Origin of the sequence: Aliidongia sp. (assembly GCF_035943795.1) — a bacterium.
Lineage (GTDB): Bacteria > Pseudomonadota > Alphaproteobacteria > ATCC43930 > CGMCC-115725 > Aliidongia.
The window spans coordinates 1-2,666 of the sequence record NZ_DASZBY010000031.1 but is presented as its reverse complement, the minus strand read 5'-3'; the positions used below and the strand labels follow the sequence as shown (position 1 = coordinate 2,666).

General features: G+C 70.8%; 3 protein-coding genes. All 3 read right to left on the bottom strand.

Going from position 1 to position 2,666, the window contains the following annotated elements:
• Nucleotides 1–1,244 (bottom strand): thiamine pyrophosphate-binding protein (locus VGV37_RS04405; protein ID WP_326878408.1); only part of this gene is annotated, 1,244 nt, incomplete at its 3' end.
• Nucleotides 1,245–2,222, bottom strand: coding sequence for an alpha-ketoacid dehydrogenase subunit beta (locus VGV37_RS04400; protein WP_326878407.1), 978 nt, complete (start codon nt 2,220–2,222; stop codon nt 1,245–1,247).
• Nucleotides 2,222–2,666, bottom strand: a 445-nt coding sequence (locus tag VGV37_RS04395; protein ID WP_326878406.1) for a thiamine pyrophosphate-dependent enzyme, incomplete at its 5' end; no start/stop codon positions are given. The genes VGV37_RS04395 and VGV37_RS04400, both read right to left, overlap by 1 nt.

Genomic DNA, 2,666 nt, shown 5'->3' with positions numbered 1-2,666 from the left:
CGCTTGGTGTCGAACAGCAGCCCGCCCCAATGGGCCGCGAAGCCGCCGTCGGCGACCAGGATGCCGTCGGCCGGCAGGCGCTGGTTCAGCTCGCCCATCAGGCGTGCCATCGAGATCGGCACTTCTTCGGACGTGTATTTGTCGACCACGCCGGCTTTCCAGGCCGCCATGCGGCGCGCGATCTCGGCGGCATAAGGGATCTGCCGCTGCTGGATCGTCGACGCTTGAGGCGCCAGCAGCCGGGTCAGCTCGGCGATCGTCTCGCGCACGTCGCCCCATAGCGCCAGTTCCGGCTCGGTCGTGCGACCGAACTCCTCGGGCAGCAGGTCGAGATGGACGATGCGCGCGCCCTTGGGCGGCACGGTGAAGCGCTTGGTCGCGATCTCGCCCAGCTTGCAGCCGACCACGAACACCAGGTCCGCTTCCGCGATCAGGCCGTTGGCGATCCGGTCGTAGCGGCCGAACAGGCCCGCACTCAGCGGATCGGTGCAGGCGATGGCACCCTTGCCGGTCATCGTGTGTGCGACCGGCAGGTTGAGCGCCTGGGCGAAGGCCGCCAGCGCGTCGGCGGCCTGGCTCAGATGCACGCCGCCGCCGGCCAGCAGGATCGGCCGTTCCGCCGCTGCCAGCAGTGCGGCCGCCCGCTCGGTCGAGGCGGCATCGGGCCGGCAGCGGATCGCGGGGATCGACTCGGTCGCGAGGTCGCCGGAAAATTCGTCGGGCTCGAAGCCGTGGGTCGCGTGGCAGATGTCCTCCGGCACGTCGACCACGACGGGGCCGGGCCGACCGGAAGTCGCGACGCGGAAGGCGCGGCGCATCAGTTCGGGGATACGCTCGATCTGCTCGACCCGGATTACTTCCTTGGAGGCCGGGCGCAGGATGTCGATCTGCCGGGATTCCTGGGTCATGTTCTTCCAGGAATGGCCGCGATGGCTGTCGCCCACCAGCACCACCATGGGCGTGCCGGCGTTCAGCGCCTCGACCAGCCCGGTCACCAGGTTGGTGGCACCGGGTCCGAGGGTGGCGTCGGCCAATCCGACCCGGCCGGTGATCTTGGCGTAGGCATCGGCGGCAAAGACCGCCGCGCGTTCGTCGTTGATCAGGTGATGATCGAGGCTCAGCCGCCGCGCGGCGTCGTAGAACGGCAGCAGCTGGAACCCGCCCATGCCGAACATCGGCCCGCCGTGGAACGCCTGGATCATCCGGGCGAGCGCCTCGCCGCCGGTCATTTCGTTCACTGCCATCTAGCGTCTCCCGACCATGCTTCTGACCGCGTCGGCGGTGGCCGTGGCGGTAATCCGGACCGCATTTTCCAGCGGCGGTGCGTAGGCGATGAGCGTGCGCGGCGCGCCCAGGCGCCGGACCGGGGCCTTCAGGTGCCGCCCCAGCCGCTCGGCGACCGTGGCCGCGATCTCGGCACCGAACCCGGCGACGGACACCGCTTCATGGGTAACCAGCAATCGCCCGGTCTTCTCGACGCTGCCCAGCACCCGGTCCCTGTCCCAGGGCCAGAGCGTGCGCAGGTCGATCAGCTCGACCGAAATGCCCTCGGCAGCCAGGGTTACCGCTGCCTCGGCGGCGACATGGACCTGGGCCGACCAGGATACGATGGTCAGGTCCGTGCCGGGCCGGACGATGCGCGCTTCGCCGAACGGCACCAGATGCTCGCCGTCCGGCACCTCGCCGGTCAGGGCCCACAGGTTCTTGTGCTCCATGAACACGACCGGGTCGTCGGACCGGATCGCGGTCTTCAGCAGGCCCTTGGTGTCGGCCGGGGTGGACGGGCAGGCGACGACCAGTCCCGGCACATGGGCGTACCAGCCTTCGAGCGATTGGGAATGCTGGGCGGCGGACGAGCGCCACATGCCGATCGGCTCTCGCACCACCAGGGGCACCCGGGTTTGGCCGCCGAACATGAAGCGCGCCTTGGCCGCCTGGTTGATCAGCTCGTCCATCGCACAGAGCGCGAAGTCGGAAAAGCGCATCTCGACCACCGGCCGGGTGCCCATCATCGCGGCCCCGACCGCGGCGCCCATGATCGCCGCCTCCGAAATCGGCGCGTCGGAGATGCGTTCCGGCCCGAACTCCTCGACCAGGCCCTTGTACTGGCCGAACACGCCGCCGCGGCCCAGATCCTCGCCGACCGCCCAGACCAGCGGATCGCGGCGCATTTCCTCGGCCAGCGCGTCGCGGCCGGCCTCCATGTAGCTCGCGGTCGCCATCAGAACGCCTCCACGCGGGGGTCGCCCGCATCCTGCACGTCGGTGAAGGCCTGGTCGGCCGGCGGAAAGGGGGCGGCGAGCGCCGCGGCATAGGCGGCACGCATCTCGTCGACCGCGGCCTTGGCGTCGGCGGCCAACTCTTCGGTGAGCACGCCGGCGTCGTGCAGCAGCTCGGCCGCGCGCCCGATCGGCTCGGCCAGCCGGCGCGCCGCGACCTCGTCGGCCGGGCGGTAGGTCGCAGGGTCGGATCCGGTATGGCCGGTCAGGCGGTAGGTACGGGCATGGAGGAAGCGTGGCCCGCCTCCGGCGCGGATCGCCTGGGTCAGTTCGGCGGCGGCGGCATCGACCGCCAACACGTCGTTGCCGTCGACCTCGATCGCCGGAATGCCGAACGAGCGGGCGCGCGCGCTGGCACCCTCGCCCGCCGTCATGGTCGTGGTCCGG

Bases quoted from the DNA above. Each gene is read 5' to 3' on its own strand.
- VGV37_RS04400 (WP_326878407.1), bottom strand. From the start codon at position 2,222: ATGGCGACCGCGAGCTACATGGAGGCCGGCCGCGACGCGCTGGCCGAG.